Below are 26,033 nucleotides of genomic sequence, written 5' to 3'. Positions count from 1 at the left end.
TCCATGTCTGTACAGAAGTGGGACCCGCGCCCGCGGGTCCCAGCGGTTTCGCGCGTGCCAACCGTCACGCGATCGTATTGAGGAACACATCATGTCTACTCCATCGGCCCCCGGTGCCCGCCGTTTCGGCGAACATCTGCCCTCTCTCGCTGAAATCGGCCCATTGCTTGCACTGCTGCTCGCGTGCGCGTTCTTCATCTCGCAGAGCAGTCGCTTCCTGTCGTTCCAGAATCTCTCGCTGATTCTTCAGCAGACGATGGTTGTCGCCGTCATCGCGATCGGCCAGACGTTGATCGTGCTCACCGGCGGTATCGACCTGTCGTGCGGGATGCTGATGGCCTTCGGCTCGATCGTGATGACCAAATTCGCCGTCGTGCTCGGCGTGCCGCCTGTCATTGCGATCTTCTGCGGCATTGCCGCGAGCGCGCTGTTCGGCCTGCTCAATGGCCTGCTGATCACGCGCATCAAACTGCCCGCCTTCATCGTGACACTCGGCACGTTGAACATCGCGTTCGCGTTGACGCAGCTCTACTCGAACGCGGAGAGCGTGACGAATCTGCCCAACGCGATCATGTTCTTTGGCAACACGTTCAGCATCGGACCGGCGGAAGTCACCTACGGCACCGTGCTCACCCTTCTGATGTATCTGGCGACGTGGTTCGTGCTTCGCGATACGGTGCCGGGCCGGCATCTCTATGCGCTCGGCAATAACGCGGAGGCCGCGCGCCTGATGGGGCTGAAATCGCAACGCATCCTGATCACGGTGTATTCGCTGGCTGGCGTGTTCTACGGCATCGCTGCGCTGCTTGCGGTGTCGCGTACCGGTGTGGGCGATCCGCAAGCCGGACAGACGGAAAACCTCGACAGCATCACGGCCGTCGTACTCGGCGGAACGAGTCTTTTCGGCGGGCGCGGGTCCATCGTCGGGACATTGCTGGGCGCACTGATTGTCGGCGTGTTTCGTAACGGCCTCACGCTGATCGGCGTCTCGTCGGTGTATCAGGTGCTGATAACGGGGATCCTCGTGATTCTCGCCGTCGCTGCCGACAAACTGTCACATCGCCGCTAACGCGAAAAGGAACCTGCCATGTCGACCCCTCAAACTGCTTCCTCCCTCACGCCGGTGCTTCAGGCGCGCGGACTGATCAAGCGGTACGGCTCGGTGACCGCTCTCGACGGTTGCGATTTCGAAGTGCTGCCCGGCGAGATTCTCGCCGTCATCGGCGATAACGGCGCCGGAAAGTCATCGCTCATCAAGGCGCTTTCTGGCGCGACCATACCCGACGAAGGCGAATTGCTGCTGGACGGCACGCCCGTCAAGTTTCGCAGCCCACTCGACGCGCGCGCGCACGGCATCGAAACGGTCTACCAGGACCTCGCGGTCGCGCCGGCGATGAGCATTGCCGAAAACCTGTTCCTCGCACGCGAGCTCGTCAAACCCGGATGGCGCGGCTCGATCTTCAAGATGATCGACAAGCGCCGCATGCTGGAAGAAGCGACCGCCCACATGAAAGGGCTGCAGATCGGCATTCGTTCGATGCGTCAGGCGGTTGAAACGCTGTCCGGCGGACAGCGCCAGGGCGTCGCCGTCGCGCGCAGCGCCGCATTTGCGCGGCACGTCGTGATTCTCGATGAACCGACGGCGGCGCTCGGGGTCAAGGAAGGCAACATGGTGCTCGAGCTGATCCGGCGCGTGCGCGACCGTGGTCTGCCGGTCATCCTGATCAGCCACAACATGCCGCACGTGTTCGAAGTGGCGGATCGCATCCATATCCAGCGGCTTGGACGGCGCGCCGCACTCGTGAACCGCGCGGACATCCATATGTCGGAAGCCGTCGCGATCATGACGGGCGCGAAGGAAGCGGACGTCAAGGCGATCGCATGATGTCGACTTCTACGTGCGGCGCGTGAAAATGGATAACGCCCCGCGTTCGCCGCTCAAGCGCCCGGTCGGCTCGAACCAGGTCGGCATGCGGCAGTTCAACGAACGGATCGTGCTGCAGGCGATACGGCTGCACGGTCCGTTGCCGAAAGCCGATGTAGGTCGGCTCACGCGTCTGTCGATGCAGACGGTATCGATGATCGTCGATCGTTTGATCGAAGACGGCCTGCTCGCCAAACAACCGCGTGTGCGCGGTCGCATCGGACAGCCGTCGGTCCCGATCGCGTTGCGCGCGGATGGCGCATTCACGATCGGCATCAAGGTCGGCCGGCGCAGCCTCGACGTGCTGGCGATGGATTTCGTGGGCAACGTCTGCAGCCGCGACGTGTTCGAATACACGTATCCCGATCCGGCGATGCTCTTTCCCGCGCTCGAGGCGAGACTCGCGCGCACCAACGCGGCGCTTGGAGCGAACGCGAAGAAGGTTGTGGGGGTGGGCGTTGCGGCGCCGCTATGGCTCGGCGGCTGGCGCGATTTTCTGGGCGCGCCGCCCGAGGCGCTCGAAGCATGGAACGACATCGACATCCGTGCACGCATCGAGACGATGACGGGACTGCCCGTCGAGTTCGCCAAGGATACGACCGCTGCATGCGCGGCGGAACTCGTGATGGGCCAGGGGCGTGGCATTCACAATTTCCTGTATCTCTTCGTTGGGACGTTTATCGGCGGCGGCCTCGTGATCGATGGCCGCCTGCATGGCGGACCGCACGGCAACGCAGGTGCGGTCGGCTCGATTCCGCTCGCGCGCACCGGCACGAAACCGGCACGTCAGCTTCTGCATGCCGCGTCGGGCTTCGTGCTCGAGAAGATCTTCGTGGATGCGGGCGTGCCGCACGCGGCCGCGCACGATCATCGCGCGTTGAGTCCCGAACTGTGGCGACTGACCGAGCAGTGGCTCGACACGGCGTGCCCCGCTATTGCGACTGCGCTCACGAATGCGTCCGCGTTGCTCGATCTCGAAGCCGTGGTGATCGACGGCGAACTCGACCGGCAACTGCTGCGCGAGATCATTCGCCGCACGGAGCGCGTGCTCGATCGTTTCGAATGGGAGGGCATGGTACGCCCGCAATTGCTGGAAGGCGCAATCGGCGCCGATGCACGCGCCATGGGTGGCGCCATTCTGCCGCTATACGGGCATTTCGCGCCGGTGCACGAACTCTTTCTCAAGCCGGCGGTGGAAGTCGGCCTGTAGCCGGCTTCCCTGCGCGGTTGTTGATCGGCGGATATCAGCCCTTCGTCGCGCCAAACGTCAACCCGGCGACGAACTGCCGTTGCATGGCAAAGAACATCGCCACGGAAGGCAATGCCGCGAGGATCGAACCTGCCGACACGAGATTCCATGCTGTCGTCCACTGCCCCTTGAGCGCCGCCACGCCGACGGTGATCGGTGCAGCATCGTCGCCCTGCGTCAGGCACAGCGCCCAGAAATAGTCGTTCCAGACAAACGTAAAGACGAGAATACCGAGCGCCGCGAGCGCCGGACGGATCAGCGGCAGCACGATCCGGAAGAACACCGTCCACTCGCCGGCCCCTTCGATTCGTGCTGCTTCCACGAGTTCGAATGGTAACTGCTTGATGAAGTTACGCAGGAACAGCGCGCAAAAGCCTGTCTGAAACGCGATGTGAAAGAGGATCAGCGAACTGACCGTATTGAACAAACCCAGTTGCAAAGTCAGATCGCGCACCGGAATCATGAGGATCTGGATCGGCACGAAATTGCCCGCGACGAACGTGCCGAACAGCAACATGTTGCCGCGAAAGCGGTAGACGGCGAGCGCAAATCCGGCCATCGAAGCGAGCGCGATCGAACCGGCCACCGCGGGCACGGTAATCAGCACGCTGTTCCAGAAGTAATGCAGCATCGGCGAAGCGGTCAGCGCCTCGCGATAGTTCGCGAGCAGTGTGATGTGTTCCGGCCAGCCCCAGTAGTTACCTCGCGAGAGTTCGTCGGTCGAGCGCACCGATGTGATGAGCACGGCAATCATCGGCAACAGCCAGATGATGAGCGCAACGGGCAACGACATCTTGTAAAGCACCCGATTGGCCGGTTTCCATTTTTCAACGGGAAGCGGATACATGGCGATCTCCTTTACTGCTCTTCGCGCACCATGCGGCGCAACTGGAAGACGATATAGACGAGCACGATCGCGAACAGGACCACCGCGATTGCCGCTGAATAGCCGAGACGGTAATACTTGATCGCCTGGTCATACATGTAATACGCGAGCACCGTCGAGCTTTCGAACGGACCGCCGCCGCTCATCACCGCGATCAGGTCGAAACTGCGTAGCGCACCGATCACGGTGACCACGATCGCCATGAACGTCGTGGGCCGCAGTTGCGGCAGCACCACATGCCACAGCATCGCCCAGCCTTTCGCGCCTTCCATGCGCGCGGCTTCGAGCTGCTCGGCGTTTAGCGACGTGAGACCCGTGAGATAGAGAATCATGCAATACGCTGTCTGAGGCCACAGCGCGGCGAAGATAATGCCGAACGTCACGTAACGCGGATCGCCGAGCACAGGCATGCCGTGCCCGAGAATCACTTTCAGCAAACCGAACGTCGGGTCATAGAACCAGCTGAAGATCAGGCCAACCACTACACCCGAAAGCACGAACGGCGCAAAGAACAGCGACTTCACGAAGCGAATGCCCCGCACCGCCTGGTTCAGGTACAGCGCGATCGCGAGGCCCATCGGCGGCGAAAGCATGAAGAGAACGAGCCACAGCACGTTGTTCCTGAGCGCCGTATAGAACGTCGGCGCATGAAACAGTTCGACGTAGTTCGCGAGACCGACAAACGTCTTCTCCGTCATGCCGTCCCAGTTGTAGAGGCTGAGCGACAGCGACGAGATGATCGGCCACACGACATAAATGGCCACCATGATGCAGGCAGGCGCAAGAAACATAAACGCTGCGCGCCGCTGCTGTCTTGCGCTCGGCGATGCGCGGCGCGGTTTCGCGCGACGCGGCGTCACGACCCGCGGCACATCGACGTCCACCCGATGGGTCTGGACAGTTTTCATGACGGATTACCTCTACGGCGTCTTCGATTTTGCGGTGCCGGCGTGCATGAAAAATGCGTCGCACACGCCGGCACCGTTCGCTACCCAGCTTACTTCTTGTAGATCCGCTTGCGGGTCTGTTCGAGTTGCGCAAGGATCTCGTCGAGTTTGGTCGGATCCGACACGAACTGCTGCATGCCCTTCATGCCTTCGTCGGCCATTTCCTTCGTCATGTCGCGATCGTAGAACTGTGCAATGCCGCCCTTCGTATTCGACAGGATCTGGAAACCAATCTTCGAGATCGGATCTTCCGGTTCCGGCGACTTGCTGTTAGCCGGCAGCGAACCCAGACCCTGCGCGAGCTTCGAACTGATATCCGGCGTTTCCATGAACGCGAGGAACGTATGCGCGTCCGCCTTGTTCTTCGCTTTCGCCGGAATATGCAGCGATTCGACCGGACCGTCTTCGGCAGTCGGCACCTTCGCGTCGATGATCGGGAACTGGAAGTAGCCCATCTTCGACTTCACGTCAGGCGGGAAACCACCGGTGATGAACGTGCCCATCAGCATCATCGCGGCCTTGCCCTGGAACAGGAACGGCTGCGCGGCGTCCAGATCGTACGAAAGCGAGTTGTCGATAAACACCTTGTCATCGAGCAGCTGCTTCCACGTCGTGTATACCTTCTTCACGCGCGGATCGGTGTACGCCACATCGCCCGCCATCAGCTTCTGGTGGAACGCGTTGCCGTTGATGCGCAGGTCCAGGTAGTCGAACCAGCCGGCGAGCGTCCATGCATCGCGCCCGGCCACAGCAACCGGCGTGATGCCGGCGGCCTTCAGCTTCTTGCAGGCGTCGAGAAATTCATCCCACGTCTTCGGCTCGCCTGCGATACCGGCCTTCTGGAACAGGTCTTTACGATAGAACATGCCCCACGAGTAGTACACGGTCGGCGCGGCGTACTGCTTGCCGTTGTACGACGAAGCTTCCTTCGTCGACGCGTACATGCTGTTCCAGTTGTTCCTGTTCCAGTCATTGGTGAGATCTTCCAGGAGACCGCGACGTGCGTAGTACGCCATCCGTTCGCCGTCATGCCAGTTCACCACATCGGGGGCGACTGTCGAGAGCCAGCCCGGCAATTGAACCTTGTACGCTTCTTCGTCGATGAACGACACCTTCACGTCGACATCCGGATGTGCCTTCCTGAAGTCGTCGATCGCCGATTGCCACACCGCCCGCTGGCTCGCGCCCTTGAACGCGATGTTGACCGCGAGCGTGCCGGCCTGCGCGATATTGCCAACGACGGTCGTCAAACCGGCGGCAGCCAGCGCAATGCCGATCAGCCCCTTGCGTACCGCACTTTTCGTGCTTGTCATACCTGTCTCCTGATGGGTGATGGAACGTTATGCGGCGCGATAAACCGCCACGCCCTGCGGTTCGACCGACGACGACCCGATCACGAAAGCGTCCGCCCGGACGTTGTCGATCGTGTAAGCGGTATCGCCGTAGTTGAAAACGTACTTGAGCGCGCCGCGCCGGCTGACGCGAATCGTGTCGGCAAGCGGTGCCGCATCAAGTTTTGCTGCCGCTGCGACCTGCGCGAAGATGTGCTGCGTGAGCGCGTCGTCGAAGAGGCTTGCGCAGTAATGCAGCTTGCCATGTCGCACAACTGCCGGATGGCCGTCGCCGAAACGCGCGAGCACGTTCATGTTCGCAGGCACCTCGAGCAGATCGCGCCAGTGACGCGACTCGCCCTGCAACGCGGCGTTGTCGCTCGTGACCGGCTCATTGACGTTCGGGCGCATCGAATCGACACGCCAGACGCGCAGCGGCAACACATCGGCGAGCGCGCCCGGCGGCAGGTTAGCCGGAATCTGCAGATCGCGCGTCTTGGAGCCCGTACGCGGCCCGAAGACGACCTGCGCGCCACTTGCCGCGAGCCTCGCGCCGAAGTCATCGGCAACCACCGGCAACGGCGGCACGACGATCATGCTGTAGCCGTCAAACGCAGCATCCGCCGGAATCACGTCGACATCGAGACCGAGCGAGCGAAGCGCCGAGTAATACTCGAACGCAAAACGCGGATAGTGGAAATCCGCGGCCTGCGGATGAATCTCGAACAGCCACTTCGCCTCGTAGTCATAGACCAGCGCAACCTTCGCGCGCACCTTCGGTTCGCCATCGGCAGACACGACTTTGCGGATTTCTTCTGCGACGCGTGCGGCCTCTTCGCCCCCCATATCGAGCCGGTTGTCGGGCGTGTTGAGCCCGGCGTGCATCTGCTCCTGCGCGAACGGCGCCTGACGCCAGCGGAAATACGACACACAGCCCGCGCCGTGCGCAAACGCTTCCCAGCTCCACAGGCGCACCATGCCCGGCAGCGGTGCGGGATTCCACTGCGCCCAGTTCACCGGGCCCGGCTGCTGCTCCATCACCCAGAACGGCTGCTTCGACATGCCGCGATAGACATCGTGATTGAACGACGCAAAATCCGGATGGCCCGTACGCAGGTAGCGTGCCTTGATGTCCGGCGCGAACCATTGCTCTTCGAGCGCGCCAAGCGGATAGCTGTCCCACGTCGCAATGTCGAGATCTGCCGCGACCTTGTAGTGATCGAACTCAGTAAAGAGCTGCATGAAGTTGTGCGCGATCGGTCGGCCCGGCGAATGCTCGCGCAGGATGTCCGTCTGCATGCGGTTGAAACGCACCACTTCATCCGAGGCGAAACGGCGATAGTCGAGCCGGTGCGACGGATGCGCTTCGGTCACCGTTGCCACTGGCGGATCGATTTCGTCGAAGCTGCGATATTCCATGCTCCAGAACACCGTGCCCCACGCCTTGTTCAGTGCATCAACCGTGCCGTAGCGCTGTGCGAGCCAGCTGCGAAAGCGCTTCGCCGCGGCCGGCGAATAGCTGACCACCGTGTGATGGCAACCGTATTCGTTATCGGTCTGCCAGAACGCGACAGCCGGGTGCGAACCGTAACGGCGCGCCACCGCTTCGCAGATGCGTCGCGACGCCTCGAAATACGAGGGCGACGAAAAATCGTAGTGACGTCGCGAGCCGAACGCACGCGGACGGCCATCCGCGCCGATCGCGAGAATGTCGGGATGCTGGTCGATCAGCCACTTCGGCGGCGTGGCAGTCGGCGTACACATGACGACCTTGAGGCCAGCCGAGCCGAGCACGTCGATCGCCTGATCGAGCCAGTCCCATTGATACACGCCGGGTTCCGGCTCGATGCGGCTCCACGCGAATTCGCCGATGCGCACGCGCTCGATGCCAAGCGCCTTCATGCGCAGGGCGTCGTCGCTCCACATGTCGGACGACCAGTGTTCCGGGTAATAGCAGACTCCTAGATGCATGCGGCGCTCCTACGCAACCTGAGTAATGGGATGATTCGAGGCGGGCGCACGATGCGGCAGTGCGAAGCCGTCCTCAGTGAAGAGATGACACGAGAGAGCGGGCACGTTGAGCGTCAGACGCTCACCCGCGCGCGCCTTGATGTCGCCCGGCGCCTTGGCAATCAGCGCATCGGTGCCGGTTTGATCGAGATGCAGATAGCTGTGCTCGCCGAGCTGTTCGATCAGCGTGACACTGCGTTGAATGGTTTGCGAAGTTGCGCCCGCAACGGTGTTCACTTCGAGATGCTCGGGACGGATGCCGAGCGTGACGGCCTGCCCGACCGTCAGCGTGTCCGCCACGACAGGCACATCGAGCGATTCGCCCGTGTGCGCAAGCGTGATCTGTACGGATTGGGCGTTGATCGACGCAACCGTCGCCGGCAGAAAATTCATGCGCGGGGAGCCGATGAAGCCCGCTACAAAACGGCTCTTTGGCCGGTGATACAACTCGAGCGGCGTGCCGACCTGCGCGATGCTGCCGTAGCGCTCCGTGTCCTTGCCCGCATGCAGCAGCACGATGCGGTCCGCCAGCGTCATCGCTTCGATCTGGTCGTGCGTCACATACACCACGCTCGCCTTTGCGAACTGCTTGTGCAGGCGCGCGATCTCGATACGTGTCTGGCCGCGCAGCGTCGCGTCGAGATTCGACAGCGGCTCGTCGAAGAGAAAGACACCCGGTTCACGCACGATGGCGCGGCCAATCGCAACACGCTGACGCTGGCCACCGGAAAGCGCGCGCGGCTTTCGATCGAGTAGCGCTTCGAGTTGCAGCACACGCGCGGCTTCCTTCACCCTGCGGTCGATTTCGTCTTTCGGCTTTTTCGCGAGCTTGAGGCCAAACGCCATGTTCTCGTAGACGCTCATGTGCGGAAACAGCGCATAGCTCTGGAACACCATCGCGACGCCGCGTTCCGCAGCGGGCACCTCGTTCATGATCCTTCCGCCGATGTACAGATCGCCATCGGTCACGTCTTCCAGGCCGGCGATCATGCGCAGCAATGTCGACTTGCCGCAGCCCGATGGCCCGAGGAACACGCAGAATTCGTTTTCGCCAATCTCCAGGTCCACGCCGCGAATCACCGGCGCGTGGTCGCCGTACGCTTTGTGCACTGCTTTCAACGAGATGCTGGCCATTGCCTTGCCTCCATGTTCTAATGCGTCACAACAGGAGGTTAAGCGCTTAATCAAGCGGCAGAGAAAAAGACGATTGGTATCCAATCGCCTGATCTTGCGCTGTCTCCGGTATGTTCTGTTTCAACGACTCTATCGCGTTCCCTGCCGTTGTTGCAAATGTCAGGATGCCATCCCACATGCTAGAGCGTCAACGTCGATGACTACGCTGAATGAAGTTGCCGCACGCGCGGGCGTCACGCCCGCGACGGTCTCCAATGTATTGCGCAACCGCGGACGCGTGGGCGCCGCGACACGTGAACGCGTATTGCATGCGGTCAAGGAACTCGGCTATCGCCCTCACCTCGCGGCGCGCGCGCTGGCGGAAGGCCGCGCCCCCACGTTCGCGCTGATGGTATCGAGCATCGCCAATCCCTTCTACCCGGAATTTACCCTTGCCGCGGAGCGCGCGGCGCGCACGAGCGGCCACTTTCTGATTGTCTGCAACACAAACGACGATCAGGAGACGGGCCGCGCGTACCTCGAACAGATCGCCGGCACGCTTTCGGAAGGCGTACTGGTGACCAACGCCGAGCTTGTGTTCGACGACCTGCGCGCCACCGCCGAACGCGGCACACCCGTCGTGCTGTGCATGTGGGAACGTCCCGACGATCCGCCCGGGTTGCCCTGCGTGGCCGTCGATTTCAGGCTCGCTGGCGCACTCGCAGCGCAACATCTGCTCGACCTCGGACACACGCGTGTGGGCGCGCTCGTGGGCAGCCGGAGCACGCACGACGACGGCGCGCCATTTGGCATTCATGGCGCACGCCGTGATGGTTTCGTCGAACGCTTCAGCGCTGCAGATGACGCTCAAATCGTGGCGGAATTCATCTGCGAGTCGGACACGATACGCGGCGGATATGATGCGGCGCGGCGCCTGCTCAAGGCACATCCCGATGTCACTGCGCTGTACGCCACAAACGATCTGCCCGCGCTGGGCGCAATGCACGCAGCGGCCGACATGGGCCTCTCAGTGCCCGACGACCTTTCCGTGGTCGGCATCACCGATATTCAGCTTGCGCGCGAATCGCGCCCCGCGCTCTCGACTGTCGCCGTGCCGACGGAAGAAGCCGCACGCATGGCGGTCGACCTGTTGCGCGAACTGATCGACCGTGCGCCGCGCGCGTCACGCGGCAACCCGGGCACGCCGATGCGGGTCACGTCGGCACCGGTGATGGTGCCGCGCGCCTCTACCGCGCCGCCCCGCACGCGGGATCAACGCACGCGTTCGAGCTTGCGCAAACGCTGAATGAACTGCTGCGCGGGCGACGAAAGCACGCCGCCTTTACGCGTGACGATGCCAAACGTCGGCGAAGGCGATTTCAACGCAACCGGCAGAATGCGCACCATTTTTTGACGCGCGAAGCGTTCGGCGATATCGGTGGGCAGCAGCGCAACCAGATCGGTGCTTTGCTGAAGCAACGTGACGGTCACGAACGTCGATGCCGTCGATATCGGATTCGCGGGCATGCTGATTCCAGCGAGGTCCAGTTCGCGCTCCAGCAACGCATGCAACGGCATGTGGCCCGGATACGTGATCCAGCGGTAGCCAGCCAGCGCCTGCAGGCCGATCTCCTTTGCAACGCGCGGATGATCGTAGCCAACCACGACCGAAAGCGGTTCGTCGCCGAGCGATTGATAGTGATAGCGCGAAGGCTCATCGCTCACGGTGGAACGGCCGATAACGAGATCGAGCCGGCCATCGTCGAGCAGCATCAGCATGCGCGCGCTCGTATCCTCGACGATTTCCACGGACAGATTCGGCAGGCTCGCGTGCAGCTCGTCCAGAACAGGCGCGACGACATCGGGAATCGCGCCCATGATCGAACCGATCGCGAGCCGGCCGCCCCGTCCCGAGCGGATCTCGGCCATGTCGTCGCACAGCGCGGTCAGATCCGTCGCGACGAGCCGTGCATAGCGGATCACGCAGTGACCGAACTGGTTCACGATCAGACCGCTTTTCGCACGCTCGAAGAGCGGTGCTTCGAGCATCGACTCCAGTTCGTGCAAGGCTTTGCTCGCCGCCGACTGCGTCATCGACATCGCACTCGCCGCCTTGTGCAGCGACTTGTGGTCATCGAGCGCGATGAGCAGCTGAAGCTGCTTCATGCGCAGCCTCGACATCAGCACCTGCAGCGTGTTTTTCATGTGAGTCGCAAAAGTGATCGCAGTATGGAAACAATGACTATACCGCGACCGACATCTGGCAATGGCCTTTGCAACGTCACCTTTGAAAATGCAGGCGTAATGTGGTCAAACCCGCGGTCAAACCACGATTCCCGCCTCCGCGATTCGGCTGACCTTATGCGCCGGGGAAAAACCCTGACCGGCGTGAAGCCTGCCCATCCGGCCCCAGCCCCGCGTCAACCCCATGTAGGCCGGCCCGGGAAACTTGCGTAACATAGCCGCGCATGCCCTCACTCCCTTCTCCATGACAGCCAACACACCCGAACTGGCGCCGGAAGCCCTCGTCGCGTTGCTTGAGCGTGTCGCCGGAGAAGATGCTTCGGCGCTGCGCGAGCTATATGACGCCGCTTCGCCGAAACTGTTTGGCCTCGCGCTCCGTATATTGAGCAGGCCCGAGTGGGCCGAAGAAGTGCTGCAGGACAGCTTCGTCAATATCTGGCGCTACGCGGGCGACTACCGCCGCGCCCTGTCAGCCCCGATGACGTGGATGTCCGCCATTGTGCGAAACCGTGCGCTCGACCATCTGAGGCGGACCCACGCGATGGAGACCGAATGGAGCGATGCACTGGACGATCTCGTGGCATCGGGTGACCCGAATCCGGAAGAACTTTCGTCGATGAGCGCCGAAGCCCGTCAACTCGCGCGGTGCATGGAAACCCTGGAACCGGTGCAACGTCAGGCCGTCGCGCTTGCTTACCTGCGCGACCAGAGCCATAGCGAGATCGCCCAGGTGCTGACCGTGCCGCTTGGCACCGTCAAATCGTGGATCCGCCGTGGGCTGCAGAAGCTCAAATCCTGCATCGGGGGCCTTTGATGGATCTGCATCGACATCCCGAAACAGTCGACATGCTGGCGGCGGAATATGTCGTCGGCACGCTGCGCGGTGGCGCACGCCGTCGTTTGCAGCGTTACGCCGAACATGACCCCGTGATCCGCCGCGCGGTAAACGACTGGGAGAGCCGCCTCGCGCCAATGACGGAACTCGCGCCGGCGCGCATGCCGCCGGCGCGGGTCTGGCAGGCAATCGAGGAACAGCTGGGTTTTGCCGCACGCCGCCAGCTCGAAGCGCGCACGACACAAGCCGCGCGGCCAGAACCGCGCACGTGGTTCGAGAACCTCGCGTTCTGGCGCGGCTGGGCGATCGGTATTACGGCGCTCGCGGCAGTCGCGCTGGTGCTGGCCGTGCGCGGCCTCCTGCCGCACGGACCGACGCAACCCGTCGAGGCACCGCAGGTTGCCGGGCAGCCGGCGCTCGCCATCACACACGTCGCCGTGCTGAGTGACAAAAAATCAGACGCGGTGATCCTGATTTCGTGGGATTCGGCACACGCGGCCGTCAGGCTGCACCGGCTGACCGACGCCGCCCCGCCGGCAGGCAAGACGCTGCAGTTGTGGGGCCTGCCGGCGAGTGGTCATCCGGTCTCGCTTGGCGTGATGCCGGATCATGGCGACGCCACACTGCCGACCGGCCAGCAAAAACCGCAGCACTATCCGGCACTGGCTGTGTCGATCGAACCGGTGGGCGGCTCGCCGAACCCCAATGGCCCGACCGGGCCGGTCGTGTTCAGCGGCAAGCTGCTGCCGGTGTCCTGAAACCCTGTTGAGCGTCCGGGGTCCTGCTGCGGCACCGGGCGCGTAAATGCTTATGCAAAGTTTCTACGAAGCAACCGTCACCCGTCCCGAACACGCGCGGCTCACAGGCCGGCGCAGCGCGCAGGTGTGTATCGTCGGCGGTGGGCTCGCCGGGCTTTCGACGGCGCTTGGGCTCGTCGAGCGCAGTGTCCGCGATGTCATCGTGCTCGAAGCGAAGCAGATGGGCTTCGGCGCGTCGGGCCGTAACGGCGGGTTCGTGTTCGGCGGCTACAGCCTCGACTGCGCGGACCTGCTGAAGGCGCTCGGGGCCCAACGCGCGCGCGAGCTCTATACGCTCACCACCGACGCCGTCGACCTGATGCGCGCGCGCATCCAGCGTTATCACATCGACTGCGACGCGACGCACGCCGGCGTGATTCTTGCGAACTGGTTCGACGAACCCGCGCGGCTCGACACGCAGCGACGTCTGATGAAGGACGCGTTCGGCGTCGACTGGACGCCGCTTACCGAAGCAGAACTCGCTGACAGACTGAAGTCACGCCGCTATCACGGCGGCCTGCTCGAACACAACGCATTTCATTTTCATCCGCTGAAGTACGTGCTCGGCGTGGCGCGCGCCGCGGTCGCAGCCGGCGCCGATCTTTACGAGCACTCGCCGGTTGTAAGCCTCGAGCGTGAGGGAAACGGCTTTCTCGTCAAAACCGCTGAAGGCGCGATCGATGCGCAGCACGTCGTGATGGCAGGCGGCGGTTACGCGCGCAACGTCTATCGCCGGGTCGAGCGCGCGGTGTTGCCGGTGGCGACCTACGTGATGGCAACCGAGCCGCTCGGCGCGCGCCTGAAAGAGGCGATCGACTGTGCGTCAGCGGTATACGACACGCGCTTCGCTTTCGACTATTACCGCCCGCTGCCCGACACGCGGATTCTGTGGGGCGGCCGCATCTCGATACGCGATCGCGAGCCGGAAGCGATCGCCCGCCTGCTGCGCCGCGATCTGCTGAAGGTGTATCCGCAACTGCACGACGTGCGCGTCGATCATGCGTGGGGCGGCTTGATGAGCTACGCGCGGCACAAGATGCCGCAGATCGGCCAGAGCGCCGACGGCGTCTGGTACGCGGTCGGCTTCGGCGGACACGGCATGGCGCCGACAACCGTTTCAGGCGAACTGCTCGCGGCGGCGATTTCGGGCGAGCGTCCGGTGCCCGAAGCGTTCGGCAATTTCGGTCTCACGCGCACGTTCGGCGCGCTCGGTCTCGCTGCCGCGCAACTCACGTACACGACGATGCAAACACGTGATGCACTCGCCGCGCGCAACCGGCCGCCGCGCTAGCAGCACGTGCGCGCGCGCCTTGAAAGCCCCGCTGCGAAATGCCGCAAACCCGCGTCGGACGGGGCTTTTCGACGTGCTAGAATGCGCCGTCATCGCCGCTGATATGCAAAATGAAAAAGGGAATCAAGGCAGCCGAGCCCGACAATATCGGCATCCCGTCTGAAGCCCGGCGCAAGTACGATCCCGAACAGACCAAACGGAACATCCTCGAAGTCGCAACCGAGGAATTTTCCGCGATGGGTCTCAGCGGCGCCCGGGTCGACGCGATCGCCGAACGTACGAACACCACGAAGCGCATGCTGTACTACTACTTCGGCAGCAAGGAAGGGTTGTACGAGGCTGTGCTCGACAAGGTATACGGCGATATCCGCACGCACGAGCAGGATCTGAACATCGGCGAACTGGATCCGCGCAGCGGCCTGCTGACGCTCGTCGAATTCACGTTCGACTATCACGACAAACATCGCGACTTCGTTCGTCTCGTCAATATCGAGAACATTCACGACGCGAAATACATCGAGCAGCTGAAGACGTTCAAGCAGCGCAATGCAAGCGTGCTGCGAACGATCGAAGATCTCCTCGCACGCGGCGTGGCCGCCGGCCAGTTCCGCGACGATATCGATGCGTTCGACCTGTACCTGATGATCAGCTCGCTGTGCTTTCATCGGGTCGCGAACCGTCATACGTTCGGCGCCGCGTTTGGGCGCGACCCGTCGCACCCGCGCCTGCGAGGGCGCCATCGCGCGATGGTGGTCGATGCCGTGCAGCGTTTCGTCAAGCGCGAGGACTGACAGGCGGGCAGCGCGGGATGCGCCGCGTTCGTCTTGATACAGCCTCTATTCCACCCGCCTCACCTGAAGTAACCAGCGTCGCAATAGTTCAGACAATTACTAAAAAATCTGTCAAATATTTCGCGATCCTGATTATTGTCAGCCTCTTGCCGTATTGGCTTTGACTGCGCTTCGGTGCGCGCGGGACAGTGTCGTTCGCTGAACCCGCCGCCGCAATCCTTTCAATCACTCTACGACGAGATTCCGAAGATGCCGAGTACCCGACACGCCGTCACGTCACCCGCACAACCCGCTTCGCACGCAACATCGCACGCGCCCAGAAATCCACCGGCACACAACCGCTATCCGACCGTGCTCGTTCACGGCATGGCCGGCTGGGGCCGCGACGAGCTGTTCGGGCAGCTTTTCCGCTACTGGGGCGGCGCCAAAGGCGACATCCAGGCGTATCTGAAGAGCAAGGGTTACGAGACGTTCACAGCATCGATGGGACCGTTGTCGAGCAACTGGGACCGCGCCTGCGAACTGTACTGCTTCATTCGCGGCGGCGTGGTCGACTACGGTGCGGTTCACTCGGCGCGCTATGGGCATGAGCGTTATGGGCGCAGCTACCCAGGCATCCTTCCGGAATGGAGCGAAACGCACAAGATCCATATGATCGGCCACAGCATGGGCGGCCCGACCGGACGCACGCTGATCCAGCTGCTCGAACACGGCGACCCCGACGAAATGGCATTCGAACCGGGCCCGCGCGAAGCACCCACCTCGGATCTCTTCAAGGGCGGCAAGCGCTGGGTGCACAGCTTCACGTCGGTGGCCGGCGTGCAGAACGGCGCGCTCACGGCAGACGACTACCTCAACTTTCCGGCCTTTCTCAGGGACGTTTTTTACAGCGTGGCGGCACTCGCGGGCGTGGCTGGCAATGAACCGCTCTATGACTTCAACCTGAAGCACTGGGGCCTGCAGCGCGAGGAGGGAGAAGGCCACGAGGCATACATCCAGCGCGTGCTCGAAAGCCACATCTGGAAAACCAATGACGGCTGCATCTACGATCTCTCCACCGTCGCGGCACATTTCCAGAATGCGTGGGCGCTGACATCGGAGAACGTGTACTACGCGTCATACGCGATCGACGGCACGTTCCCCGGCCCGCAGGGCGTTCGCGTGCCGACGCCCAACATGAACCCCATGCTGAAACCGACGGGTGCAGCGGTGGGTCTCAACAAGAAGGACCTCGGCGGGGGCTACGCGGCGTGGCGCCCGAACGATGGCCTTGTGAGCGTGCCGTCGGCGCAATTCCCGCTCGGGCACGCCCATGACTTCGTCGAACCGGGCCAGCCGTTCGAGCCGAAAAAAGGGGTCTGGTATGTGCACCCTACCCTGATGGGCAAGGACCACTTCAACATCGTCATGCCGCTGCACGAAGTCACGATCGACGAACTGAATGCGTTTTACGAGGACATCGCGCGCTATAACCACGCGTTGCCTGCGTAACGCCAGTCACATCGGTCATGCCGGTCATTTCAGCAGCGACTGGAAGTGCGTGAACATGCGTTCCGCGTCGGGTTCGAGCCCGGTAAACAGCCGGAACGCATCGACTGCCTGATACACCGCCATGCCGCCGCCACTCAGCGTGCGGCATCCGGCGGCCTCGGCGGCCTGCAGCAGCGCCGTGCGGATCGGGAAGTAGACGACATCGGCAACCCACATGCCGCTATGCAGCAGTTCCGCCGGCAGCGGCATGCCGGGTAGCTTTGCCATGCCGACAGGCGTTGCGTGAATCAGGCCGGTTGCGCCCGCCATGGCGTCCGGCAGGGAGCCGCCCGATTTCACGAGTGCCTCGGGAAAACGCGTCTGAAGATGGTCGGCGAGCGTAGCGGCCCGCGCCGGCTCGACATCGAACACCGTGAACGTACGCGCGCCCATCGTCAGCGCGGCGTGCGCAACCGCCGCGCCTGCGCCGCCCGCACCCAGTTGCACCACGTTGTCCAGCGACACATCCGGCAAGCCGCGTTTGAACGCGCGCGCGAAACCCGACCCGTCGGTGTTATGCCCGATGCGTCGGCCGTCCTTGAGCAGCACGGTGTTCACTGCGCCGAGCGCGCGCGCATCGTCGGACAGTTCGTCGAGCAGCGCGATGACGTGCTGCTTGCACGGGTACGTGATGTTCAGCCCGTTGTAACCCATCCGCTCGGCCGCAACGAGCAGGTCCGGCAACGCGGAGACATCGAGCTTCAGCGCGGCCAGGTCGATACGACGATAGACGTAGTTCAGCCCGAGTTGCCACGCTTCCTGCTCGTGCATGGCCGGGCTGAGCGAGCCGTCGATGCCTGAACCAATCAGGCCCACAAGATGCGATGTCTGCACGTTCATTTTCATTCCTGCCTTCATCCGGGGCCGGCGGCCCCCAGTTGCGTGCGAGCGGCGCGCCGGTCACGGCCGGCAGCGTGCTCACGGGTTTTTACGAATTTGTACGATCTAGTTAGTTCGTTTATAGTGTATCCTGGATTATCGGGCAGGTGCACGTCGGCGTATGCTGCAGGTACGTATTGACGGGAACGCCCCCGTGTCATGAGACCGCGATCTGCCGGCCGCACCGCCATGCCGTTCGCGCGTTCCATTTCTCAGCGTCAGTCAGGCAGGAGTCTTACATGAAGCGTTCGATTGCCACCGTGTCTATCAGCGGGACACTTGTCGAGAAACTGACGGCCATCCAGGCGGCCGGTTTCGACGGCATCGAGATCTTCGAAAACGACCTGCTGTATTTCGACGGCTCGCCCGCCGACGTGCGGCGCATCGCGGGCGATCTGGGCCTGGAAATCGTCCTGTTCCAGCCGTTTCGCGATTTCGAAGGGGTAAGCGCCGAGCGTCTCGCACGCAATCTCGACCGCGTGAAACGCAAGTTCGACCTGATGCACGAGCTGGGGACGGACCGGATTCTCGTGTGCAGCAACGTGTCGCCGGATACGATCGGCGACGACGCCCTGATCGTCGACCAGCTCGGCACGCTCGCGCGCGCGGCACAGGAAGCCGGCGTAATCGCGGGTTACGAGGCGCTCGCGTGGGGACGCCACGTGAATTCGTACCGTCACGCGTGGCGGCTTGTCGATGCGGTCAATCATCCGAATCTCGGGCTCGTGCTCGACAGCTTTCACACGCTGTCGATCAACGATCCGGTCGACGAAATCGCGGCCATTCCGGGCGATCGCATCGCGTTCGTGCAGATCGCGGATGCGCCCAAACTCGCGATGGACGTGCTCGAATGGAGCCGTCATTACCGCTGCTTTCCGGGTCAGGGCGACTTCGATCTGGCGAGCTTCACGGCGCGCGTGATCGAAACCGGCTACGACGGCCCGCTGTCGCTCGAAATCTTCAACGATGGCTTTCGCGCGGCGCCCACAGCGATTACCGCTGTCGACGGCTACCGTTCGCTCCTCTTCCTCGAAGAAGAAACGCGCGCTACGCTCGAGCGCGAAGGCAAGCCGGAGGAAGCAACCGAACATCTGTACGAATCGCCGCCCACGCCCGCGCACGTCGGCTTTCAGTTCCTCGAATTCGCTGTCGACGACACCGCGCGCAACCAGCTCGTCGACTGGTTGACGCGGCTGCGCTTCCGGCGCGCCGGCGAGCATCGCTCGAAGGACGTCACGCTGTACCAGCACGGCGCCGCATCGATCGTGCTGAACGCCGAGGCCGACTCGTTCGCGAGTGCGTTTTTCAATCAGCATGGGCTGTCGCTGTGCGCGTCGGCGTTTCGTGTCGACGATGCGAAGCTCGCGTTCCAGCGTGCGGCGGGCTTCCGGTACGCACCGTTCTCGGGCCGCGTCGGACCGAACGAACGCGTGCTGCCCGCGGTGCAGGGGCCCGACGGCAGCCTCAATTATTTCGTCGACGAAGCCCCCGACGAGCCGACGCTCTTCGAAGCCGATTTCGTGCTGACCGACGTGAACGGCCCGAACGAAGTCGGGCCGCTGACCGGCATCGATCACGTGTGCCTGTCGCTGCCGGCCGATTCGCTGAACGCGTGGGTGCTGTTCTTCAAGACCGCGTTCGGCTTTCAGGCAGAAGCCGACTGGCTGGTTCCCGACCCGTATGGCCTCGTGCGCAGCCGCGCGGTGCGCAGTCGCGACGGCTCGGTGCGCATCGCGCTCAACGCTTCCGTGGACCGGCACACGGCGGTGTCCGAATCGCTTTCGATGTATCGCGGGTCGGGCCTGAACCACGTCGCGTTCGGCACCGCCGATATCTTCAGCGCCCTGCCCGAATTCATCGCGGACGGCCTGCCGCTGCTGCGCATCCCGCGCAATTATTACGACGACCTCGCCGCGCGCTACGGCCTCGACGACGATCTGCTCGACGCGATGCGGGCGCGCAACATCCTGTATGACCGGGACGAAGGCGGCGGCGAATTCTTCCACGCGTACACGGAACAGCTGGACCAGCGGTTCTTCCTTGAAATCGTCGAGCGGCGCGGCGGCTACGACGGATACGGCGCGGTCAATGCGGCCGTCAGGCTCGCCGCGCAGGCGCAGCAGAAGAAATAGCACGACGGCGCCAATACATCCGTTCTGCCTGATCTGAAGCAACCGCGAGCCGTCCTGGAATGGCCTCCGGACGCCCGCGCGCGGGCCGCCTGGGACCGTCCCGATATAATGGCGGTTAATCCGCACCCTCGCGCCTGCCCGTGTTCACGCTGAAATGCGGCCTGACGGCGCCATCCTGGCGCCACGAACACAGCCCGCGCGGACTGAAAAGGCCAGGAGAGTTATGAAGAAATTTGTCGCAACCCTTTCGATCCCTCTTTTTCTCGCTGCCTGCGCGCAGTTCCAGAATCCCGACGCCGGCGATCCGGTCGCCGATCACCCGACCCAACGCTCCGTGAGCGACGTGGTCAACTGCCTGACCGAACAGGCCCAGAAGCACAACGCCCCGTTCAAGACGACGTCGATTCCGCAAGGCTCGATGCTGGACTTCGGCGATTCGAACATCGTGAAGGTGCGCGCCGACAATGGCGCGACGCAATACCGCTTCTACGCGGGCCAGCGCCACGTCGACAACCTGTGGCTCGAAAGCGCCAGCAAGACCTGCGCACCCTGATGCGGCAGCGCTCGCGTACCCACGCCGCCTGCGCGGCGCCGGGTGCGGGCGGCGGTACCGATCGCTACATCACGGGTGGCGCGTAAACCCACGTAATGCGGGCCGGTTCACCTCGCCCGATGCGGCGCGCGCCACCTTAATAATCCTTTAAGAATCGCTCCGTAGCATCCACGGGACGCCAACGTAGACAAGGTGCGCCCAATGAACGATCACAACCCGAATCCCGGTGAAGCCGCCGCCCCGAAGCGGCCGACGATGCTGCGCCGGTTGCTGAGCCATCACGAACTCGCGACGCTGCTGCTCCTGCTGCACGCGCCGGTCGATGCCATGGCCAAGCCCGAAATTCCCGGATTGCAGGAAGCCGGCCTCGTGGAGCAGGTCGCGTCGTCGGACGCGAGCACGCCGCGAATCCGTCTCACGCAGGAAGGCAACGCGATTCTGCGCGGCCTCGGCGTTAAATAAGCATTTGCAACTCGTCTCTACCGCAAACGCGCAGGCAGATGGCTGGACCGGTTTCAAACGCTGATCGTCTACGTCAGCGCCTCAGGTGTGGGCAGGGCCGTCAGGCCTGCCACACCGCATATCCCGACTCGCGCAGTCCGATTCCCAGTTCCACTTCCATGTCAGCCGCGCCGTCGTACGGCATCGGGTTGAACACTTCATACAGATGCGGCAGCAGCCGCAGGCCATAGTCGCGCACATAGCGGTTCGACTGGATGCCGGCTTTGTGCCTGTCGAAACGCACGTCCGGATCGAGCCCGGTCATCCCGACATAGACACAGGGTTTATCGAAACGATAGTCGGGATTCGCGCGACGAAAACGCGCTTCGTTCCACACCGTCTCGTCGAGTTCGACGACGTAGACATAGTAGTGGTAAGTCTTCTTCAGACGCGCCATGTGCCCCTGCTTCAGCCGCGCGCGGAGCCGTGCAGCATCATCCGGTATTCGGTCGGCGTGATGCCGACCGTCGCCTTGAACTGCCGCGTGAATGCGCTGTGATCGGTGTAGCCGCAGAGCGCGGCGACATCGGTGACCTTGTCGGTGGTGACGAGCAGCGCGGTCGCGGCGTCGAGGCGCGTTTTCAGCAGGACCTGGCGCGGCGTCAGGTGAAAGACCTTGTGAAAATAGCGTTCGAGCTGGGCCACCGACATGTCCGCCATCTCCGCCAGTTGTTTGAGGTTGAGCGGCTGTACATAGTTGTCCTGGATGTACTGCACGGCAGCTGCCAGCTTGCTGTAGGCAGGGTGGCTGCTCTCGTCGGCCCTGAGATCGCGTGAAATGCCGGCGAGGCCCACGACGTGACCCTGAGGATCGCGCAGCGGCTGCTTGCACGTCAGACACCAGCCCGGCTGCCGCCCGGGATACAGATGCAGTTCGAGCTGGTCGAGCATCTGGCTGCCGATGCTGACGATCGCCTTGTCCTGCGCGGTATAGATGCGGCCGAAGCGTCGTGGAAACACGTCTTCGGCGGTTCTGCCGAGAAGCCCCGCCTTCTCCTTGAAACCGCAACGCGACGCGAGCGTGCGGTTCACGAGCACGTAACGCGCCTCCGTATCCTTGATGAAGAAGACGACGTCCGGCATCGCGTCGAACACCGGCTCCAGCAGCGTGAAATGCGCAAGCATGCCAGCCAGCGTCGCGGCGGCCGGCTCGAGCGTTGCGGCCAGCGTGTTCATCGTAGGTCCCCGAGGTCGGTAACGGTGTGACAGATCGAGTCGGCTCGATTATAGGGCCACACGGTGTGCGGCAAAAATCGGTAAAAGCAGCAGATCGAGGCTTCAGTGTTGCGCCGGTTCGCCTGCTTCACTGGCTGCAATCAGCGTCGCGATCTGAGCGGGGCTGAATGGCGGGCGCGGCTGGGCGGCGTCCCACCCGAACCAGCTCTGCGCGGCCGCGCCGCAGATGCGCCCCTGACACGCGCCCATGCCGCAGCGCGTGTGCAGCTTCGCATCGCGCCAGTTCCCGTGCGCGCGGACCTCGCCCACCGTGACGTCTTCGCAGCGGCACAGCAGCGTGTCGTCGGGCGGCAACGCACGCGCCAGTCCGGTGAGTGCGAAGGCATCTTCGACACGTCGGGCGAAGCCACGCCAGCGGTTCCGTTGTGCGTGCAACGAGGCAGTCTCTTGCCCAGAGACGCCTGCAGCAGTCAAGCCCGCGATCTGTCCTTCGACGCGCGCGAGTTCCATGCCGCCGATACCCGTACACTCGCCCGCTGCCAGCACGCCATCGACTGAAGTGCGCTGCGCATCGTCGACAGCAATCGCGCCCGTGGCATCCAGCGTACAACCGAGCGACTGCGCGAGCGTCACGTTCGGCACGAGACCGTAGCCGCACGCGATGCGCTCGCAGGCGAGCGTCTCTTCGCCCGATCCCCGGCGGATCACGACGGCTTCGACGCGGTCGTGACCTGTGGCTTCCTTCACGATGCTGTTCGTCCAGTAGTGCAGCCCCGCGAAGCCGCGCGTGAGCGTTGCGGCCTGCAGCAGTTTCGACGGCGTGCGCACCAGCGCCACACCAAATCGCGCAACCGCGGCGGCCGACGCCTGCTCGATCACCGCGACGACGCGCGCCCCCGCTTCGCGCGCGCTGGCGAGTGCCGCGATCAGCAACGGCCCGCTGCCCGCGATCACGATCCGTTCGCCACGCACGGGCGTACCACCCTTGATCAACGCCTGCAATGCGCCCGCGCCGGTTACGCCGGACAGCGTCCAGCCCGCGAAAGGCAGGAAGCGCTCGCGCGCACCGGTCGCGAGAATCAGCCGGTCATAGCGCAACGTGACGCCACCTTTCACGGCTGATTCGAGCAGGAGTCCACGTTCGGGCAACGGCGCGACGACACGCGTCGAAGACCAGAAGCCGACGTGCGTGCACCCTTCCAGCGCAGCGAGTGCATCGCCCAGCAATGCGCCCGGCGCGTGCGCTGGCCCTTGACGCCAGATCTGGCCACCCGGGCGCGGATTGTCGTCGAGCACGGCAACGCGCGCGCCCTGCTGCGCCGCTGCGCGCGCCGCAGCCAGTCCGGCCGGACCGGCACCCACCACCACGACGTCGTAGTGCGTTGTCATCGTGGCCCCGTCGTTTCGATGATCTGGCCTTCGCGGCACAACGTCTGGCAGGCGAGCACATGCGCGCGTCCATCGATCGTCACGCGACACTCCTGGCATGCGCCCATGCCACAAAGCGGCGCACGCGGCTGGCCGCTTACCGAGGTGCGCGAAGAGCGGGCGCCCGCCATGGCGAGCGCGGCCGCGACCGTCGCACCGGCAACGATCGCGATTTCGTCGCCATTTACCGTGACACGAACCCGTGCAGCGTCGGCGTCACGCATGATGCTTTTCCTCGCTGAACCGCGCGGGCAGATAAGGCTCGACCGGAATCGGCGCGCCGCTCTGCGTGATCTGGGACGCGAGGAGCTTCGCGGTCGCTAGCGAAGTCGTCACGCCGAGACCTTCGTGGCCGAGCGCGAGCCACACGCCCGGCGCCATGTCGCCGGCTGGACCGATCAACGGCAAGCCATCCGGCGACGCCGCGCGAAAGCCGGTCCACGCGCGTATGCCGTTGAGCGCCGGCAACCCAGGCAGATACTGCGCCGCGCGACGCAACATCTGCGCGAGCACAGGCATCTCGACAGCCGGATCGGTCGAATCGAACTGCCGCGACGAGCCGATCAGAAGCTGCCCCGTTGGACGCGGCTGTGCGTTGAAGGCCACCGACGTGCCGCTCGCATGATGTGCGCTCTTGATGTAGCCGAGTTCGAGCAGTTGATGCCGGATCACGCCAGGGTAGCGGTCGGTGATGAGGAGATGGCCTTTCTTAGGCTGCAGCGGCACCGACGGCACGAGGCGTTGCGCAGCGATGCCGTTCGCGACGATCACATGCGCCGCATCGATCCGCTCGCCGCTCCTCAAACTCACATGCCGGGCCTCGACGTTCGCCACTTCCGTGTCGAGCCGCACGTCGATGTTCGCGGCCGATGGCGACTGCGTCAGCAGCCATTCCGCAGCCGTCGGCGCGTACACGATGCTGTCGTGTTCGATGCGCAGGCCGCCCACCATCGAAGGCGCCAGCGCAGGTTCGCAGGCACGCAGCGCCTGCGTATCCAGCATGTGCGCCGCGACGCCTTGCGCCACGAACGCGTCGTGCATGGCGCGGGCGGCGGCGTATTCCTCATCGTCGGCTGCGACCCAGAGTGTGCCGCAGCGCGCGAACGCGTCGCGCGTGCGAAGCTGCGGCGCAAGTTCCAGCCACAGGTCGCGCGAATAGCGGCTCAACGCGAATTCCGCCGGCGTGTCGTTCATCACGACGATGTGGCCCATGCCGGCCGCCGTCGCACCGCCGCCGATTCCGCCCGCGTCGATCACCTCGACGCGCATGCCGCGCGCCGCCAGCTCCGCCGCGCACGCAGCGCCGACAATGCCCGCGCCGACGATCAACGCGTCCGCTGTCATTGCGTCCGGATGCCCCAGGCGAACGGATCGCGCTCATCGAAGCACAGCTTGCCTTCGGCCATGATGTGCGCGTGGCCGGTAATCGTCGGAATGACCGTGTCGCCCGCCTCGCCCGCGCGCCAGCTCGCTTCGAACACACTGCCGATGATGCTTTCCTGGCGCCATACCGCGCCTTCGGCGAGCTTGCCGTCCGCCGCGAGACACGCGACTTTCGCACTTGTTCCCGTGCCACATGGCGAACGGTCGTACGCGTTGCCCGGACACAGCACGAAACTGCGGCTGTCGTTGCCGGGTTGCGCCGGCGGCCCAAAGAGCTCGATGTGGTCGATCAGCGCGCCATCGGCGCCGGTGATGTTCTGCTCGGCCAGCGCATCGCGGATCGCCGAAGTGAACGGCGTGAGTTCCGCGATGTGGGCCGGCACCAGCGTGCGCCCGTGATCCGCGACGAGGAAAAACCAGTTGCCACCCCATGCGACGTCGCCCGTCAGCGGGCCGTAGCCGGGCACATCGACCGTCACCGCACTTCGATGCCGGCGTGCCGGCACGTTGCGCACAGAGACGCTGCCGTCAGCGTTGAGCGTCGCTTCGACGATGCCTACCGGCGTTTCGATGCGATGCTGGCCGGGTCCGATGCGTCCCATGTGCGCAAGCGACACGACAAGCCCGATCGTGCCGTGCCCGCACATGCCGAGATAGCCGACGTTATTGAAGAAGATGACGCCTGCCGCACTTTCGGGGTCGTCCGCTTCGCACAGCAGCGCGCCGACCACGACGTCCGATCCGCGCGGCTCGGTGACAATGCCCGCGCGCCAGTCGTCAAAGCGCGTACGCAGCACCTCGAAGCGCTCCGCAAGCGTGCCGCCGCCCAGATCGGGGCCACCCGACACAACGAGGCGGGTCGGCTCACCGCCCGTGTGCGAGTCAATCACGTTGAGGGTTTTCATGTCGCCATGGTAGAAACGAAGCACCTGGGAGTCTTGGCGCGATTCCACGCGCACGATGACGATTTCGGCACAGCCCGCCGATATGCGCATCGATTCATCGCGAGCGCCCCCTTACGCCAGCGTGTACG

Annotated in this window: 25 protein-coding genes; 12 read left to right on the top strand and 13 right to left on the bottom strand. The window is 63.7% G+C overall.

All coding sequences use genetic code 11. The annotated features are described in order from the left end of the window. Nucleotides 1-91 precede the first annotated feature (91 nt). Genes LPA36_RS10725 through LPA36_RS10715 form a run of 3 tightly spaced genes read left to right on the top strand, consistent with a single transcriptional unit; the run spans nucleotide 92 to nucleotide 3,134 of the window. Nucleotides 92-1,069, top strand: coding sequence for an ABC transporter permease (locus LPA36_RS10725; RefSeq protein ID WP_228876226.1), 978 nt, complete (start codon nucleotides 92-94; stop codon nucleotides 1,067-1,069). 18 nt (nucleotides 1,070-1,087) lie between these two features. Beyond that, nucleotides 1,088-1,885, top strand: coding sequence for an ATP-binding cassette domain-containing protein (locus LPA36_RS10720; protein WP_228876224.1), 798 nt, complete (start codon nucleotides 1,088-1,090; stop codon nucleotides 1,883-1,885). A 28-nt stretch (nucleotides 1,886-1,913) separates the two neighbouring features. Next, nucleotides 1,914-3,134 carry an ROK family transcriptional regulator gene (locus LPA36_RS10715; RefSeq protein ID WP_228876222.1) on the top strand — a complete coding sequence of 407 codons (1,221 nt, stop codon included), beginning with the start codon at nucleotides 1,914-1,916 and terminating at the stop codon, nucleotides 3,132-3,134. A 34-nt stretch (nucleotides 3,135-3,168) separates the two neighbouring features. Here the strand turns inward: LPA36_RS10715 and LPA36_RS10710 are convergent, their stop codons facing one another. The 5 genes from LPA36_RS10710 to LPA36_RS10690 all read right to left on the bottom strand — a co-directional run bounded on the left by LPA36_RS10710 (nucleotide 3,169) and on the right by LPA36_RS10690 (nucleotide 9,481). After that, nucleotides 3,169-4,020, bottom strand: coding sequence for a carbohydrate ABC transporter permease (locus LPA36_RS10710; RefSeq protein WP_228876221.1), 852 nt, complete (start codon nucleotides 4,018-4,020; stop codon nucleotides 3,169-3,171). 11 nt (nucleotides 4,021-4,031) lie between these two features. Further along, nucleotides 4,032-4,967, bottom strand: coding sequence for a carbohydrate ABC transporter permease (locus LPA36_RS10705; RefSeq protein ID WP_228876220.1), 936 nt, complete (start codon nucleotides 4,965-4,967; stop codon nucleotides 4,032-4,034). An 89-nt stretch (nucleotides 4,968-5,056) separates the two neighbouring features. After that, complete coding sequence (locus LPA36_RS10700; protein WP_228876219.1) at nucleotides 5,057-6,319, bottom strand: ABC transporter substrate-binding protein; 1,263 nt, start codon at nucleotides 6,317-6,319, stop codon at nucleotides 5,057-5,059. A gap of 27 nt (nucleotides 6,320-6,346) precedes the next feature. Beyond that, the gene (locus tag LPA36_RS10695; RefSeq protein WP_228876216.1) at nucleotides 6,347-8,308 is read right to left on the bottom strand and encodes a beta-galactosidase; all 1,962 of its coding nucleotides are present in this window, start codon (nucleotides 8,306-8,308) and stop codon (nucleotides 6,347-6,349) included. Nucleotides 8,309-8,317: 9 nt separating this feature from the next. After that, complete coding sequence (locus LPA36_RS10690; protein ID WP_228876215.1) at nucleotides 8,318-9,481, bottom strand: ABC transporter ATP-binding protein; 1,164 nt, start codon at nucleotides 9,479-9,481, stop codon at nucleotides 8,318-8,320. 196 nt (nucleotides 9,482-9,677) lie between these two features. On the opposite strand from LPA36_RS10690, the gene LPA36_RS10685 reads away from it, so the two are divergent. After that, on the top strand, nucleotides 9,678-10,766 hold the full coding sequence (locus LPA36_RS10685; RefSeq protein WP_228876214.1) for a LacI family DNA-binding transcriptional regulator: 1,089 nt from the start codon (nucleotides 9,678-9,680) through the stop codon (nucleotides 10,764-10,766). On the opposite strand, the gene LPA36_RS10680 is transcribed toward LPA36_RS10685, so the two are convergent. Next, entirely contained in the window at nucleotides 10,733-11,665 is a 933-nt protein-coding gene (locus LPA36_RS10680) for a LysR family transcriptional regulator (protein ID WP_228876213.1), read from the bottom strand. The genes LPA36_RS10685 and LPA36_RS10680 overlap by 34 nt on opposite strands. Before the next feature lie 283 nt (nucleotides 11,666-11,948). Between LPA36_RS10680 and LPA36_RS10675 the strand changes: the two genes are divergently transcribed. From LPA36_RS10675 to LPA36_RS10655, 5 genes are all read left to right on the top strand, one after another. Continuing rightward, complete coding sequence (locus LPA36_RS10675) at nucleotides 11,949-12,518, top strand: RNA polymerase sigma factor (protein ID WP_228876211.1); 570 nt, start codon at nucleotides 11,949-11,951, stop codon at nucleotides 12,516-12,518. Continuing rightward, complete coding sequence (locus LPA36_RS10670) at nucleotides 12,518-13,297, top strand: anti-sigma factor (protein ID WP_228876210.1); 780 nt, start codon at nucleotides 12,518-12,520, stop codon at nucleotides 13,295-13,297. Before LPA36_RS10675 ends, LPA36_RS10670 begins: the two co-directional genes overlap by 1 nt. 52 nt (nucleotides 13,298-13,349) lie before the next feature. After that, nucleotides 13,350-14,627, top strand: coding sequence for an NAD(P)/FAD-dependent oxidoreductase (locus LPA36_RS10665; RefSeq protein WP_228876543.1), 1,278 nt, complete (start codon nucleotides 13,350-13,352; stop codon nucleotides 14,625-14,627). A gap of 110 nt (nucleotides 14,628-14,737) precedes the next feature. Then, a complete protein-coding gene (locus LPA36_RS10660; protein ID WP_228876209.1) occupies nucleotides 14,738-15,418 on the top strand; it encodes a TetR/AcrR family transcriptional regulator in 681 nt (226 codons plus the stop codon). A gap of 249 nt (nucleotides 15,419-15,667) precedes the next feature. Continuing rightward, a complete protein-coding gene (locus tag LPA36_RS10655; protein WP_228876207.1) occupies nucleotides 15,668-16,909 on the top strand; it encodes an esterase/lipase family protein in 1,242 nt (413 codons plus the stop codon). A 24-nt stretch (nucleotides 16,910-16,933) separates the two neighbouring features. On the opposite strand, the gene LPA36_RS10650 is transcribed toward LPA36_RS10655, so the two are convergent. Next, nucleotides 16,934-17,788: a shikimate dehydrogenase gene (locus LPA36_RS10650; protein ID WP_228876205.1), complete on the bottom strand. Its 855-nt coding sequence runs from the start codon at nucleotides 17,786-17,788 to the stop codon at nucleotides 16,934-16,936. Between the two features lie 278 nt (nucleotides 17,789-18,066). On the opposite strand from LPA36_RS10650, the gene LPA36_RS10645 reads away from it, so the two are divergent. The 3 genes from LPA36_RS10645 to LPA36_RS10635 all read left to right on the top strand — a co-directional run bounded on the left by LPA36_RS10645 (nucleotide 18,067) and on the right by LPA36_RS10635 (nucleotide 20,974). Beyond that, a complete protein-coding gene (locus LPA36_RS10645) occupies nucleotides 18,067-19,959 on the top strand; it encodes a bifunctional sugar phosphate isomerase/epimerase/4-hydroxyphenylpyruvate dioxygenase family protein (protein WP_228876203.1) in 1,893 nt (630 codons plus the stop codon). Between the two features lie 223 nt (nucleotides 19,960-20,182). After that, nucleotides 20,183-20,512, top strand: a complete 330-nt coding sequence (locus tag LPA36_RS10640) for a hypothetical protein (RefSeq protein ID WP_228876202.1) — start codon at nucleotides 20,183-20,185, stop codon at nucleotides 20,510-20,512. Nucleotides 20,513-20,713: 201 nt separating this feature from the next. After that, a complete protein-coding gene (locus LPA36_RS10635) occupies nucleotides 20,714-20,974 on the top strand; it encodes a hypothetical protein (protein WP_228876201.1) in 261 nt (86 codons plus the stop codon). 100 nt (nucleotides 20,975-21,074) lie between these two features. On the opposite strand, the gene LPA36_RS10630 is transcribed toward LPA36_RS10635, so the two are convergent. The 6 genes from LPA36_RS10630 to LPA36_RS10605 all read right to left on the bottom strand — a co-directional run bounded on the left by LPA36_RS10630 (nucleotide 21,075) and on the right by LPA36_RS10605 (nucleotide 25,905). Further along, nucleotides 21,075-21,410 carry a hypothetical protein gene (locus LPA36_RS10630; protein WP_228876200.1) on the bottom strand — a complete coding sequence of 112 codons (336 nt, stop codon included), beginning with the start codon at nucleotides 21,408-21,410 and terminating at the stop codon, nucleotides 21,075-21,077. A gap of 11 nt (nucleotides 21,411-21,421) precedes the next feature. After that, nucleotides 21,422-22,189 carry an AraC family transcriptional regulator gene (locus tag LPA36_RS10625; protein WP_228876199.1) on the bottom strand — a complete coding sequence of 256 codons (768 nt, stop codon included), beginning with the start codon at nucleotides 22,187-22,189 and terminating at the stop codon, nucleotides 21,422-21,424. 102 nt (nucleotides 22,190-22,291) lie between these two features. Further along, nucleotides 22,292-23,578, bottom strand: a complete 1,287-nt coding sequence (locus LPA36_RS10620) for an NAD(P)/FAD-dependent oxidoreductase (RefSeq protein ID WP_228876198.1) — start codon at nucleotides 23,576-23,578, stop codon at nucleotides 22,292-22,294. After that, nucleotides 23,575-23,841: a 2Fe-2S iron-sulfur cluster-binding protein gene (locus tag LPA36_RS10615; RefSeq protein ID WP_228876197.1), complete on the bottom strand. Its 267-nt coding sequence runs from the start codon at nucleotides 23,839-23,841 to the stop codon at nucleotides 23,575-23,577. Before LPA36_RS10615 ends, LPA36_RS10620 begins: the two co-directional genes overlap by 4 nt. Further along, on the bottom strand, nucleotides 23,834-24,961 hold the full coding sequence (locus LPA36_RS10610; protein WP_228876194.1) for an NAD(P)/FAD-dependent oxidoreductase: 1,128 nt from the start codon (nucleotides 24,959-24,961) through the stop codon (nucleotides 23,834-23,836). The genes LPA36_RS10615 and LPA36_RS10610 overlap by 8 nt, the downstream gene beginning before the upstream one ends. Continuing rightward, complete coding sequence (locus LPA36_RS10605; RefSeq protein ID WP_228876192.1) at nucleotides 24,958-25,905, bottom strand: 4-hydroxyproline epimerase; 948 nt, start codon at nucleotides 25,903-25,905, stop codon at nucleotides 24,958-24,960. The genes LPA36_RS10610 and LPA36_RS10605 overlap by 4 nt, the downstream gene beginning before the upstream one ends. Nucleotides 25,906-26,033 lie beyond the last annotated feature (128 nt).

This window comes from Paraburkholderia saeva (genome assembly GCF_907164555.1).
In the GTDB taxonomy this organism is placed as follows: Bacteria; Pseudomonadota; Gammaproteobacteria; order Burkholderiales; family Burkholderiaceae; genus Paraburkholderia; species Paraburkholderia saeva.
Note: the sequence above shows the minus strand (reverse complement) of the source record. Positions and strands in the feature narration are given on the sequence as shown.